The sequence below is a fragment of the Psychrobacter sp. W2-37-MNA-CIBAN-0211 genome, from assembly GCF_040309405.1.
GTDB lineage: Bacteria > Pseudomonadota > Gammaproteobacteria > Pseudomonadales > Moraxellaceae > Psychrobacter > Psychrobacter glaciei.
Map to the genome: position 1 here is coordinate 1 of NZ_JBEOOU010000532.1, position 240 is coordinate 240.

Consider the following 240-nt stretch of genomic DNA (forward strand, 5'->3'; position numbering starts at 1 on the left):
GTTGTGGCACATAATGATAACGATTCAACAGTGTCATTTAATAATGAGCAATGTAATGTAGAATTTAAAAATGATGTACGTATTAAGCCTGACGAACTAGAGATTTTTACCGCCAATAAGCAAACTATGCAATTTAATACCAATGGCAATTTAACCATTAATGGTGAATCGGTAGCGCTTAATCATTCCCAGCAAAAGGCGCTAACTCAATATTCAGATAGTTTACGCACGCAATTACCC

At 35.4% G+C, this 240-nt stretch carries 1 protein-coding gene; it reads left to right on the plus strand.

Annotated elements, in window-relative coordinates:
- Positions 1-30: 30 nt before the first annotated feature.
- Positions 31-240 (plus strand): DUF2884 family protein (locus AAEY72_RS16155; RefSeq protein WP_352311695.1); only part of this gene is annotated, 210 nt, incomplete at its 3' end.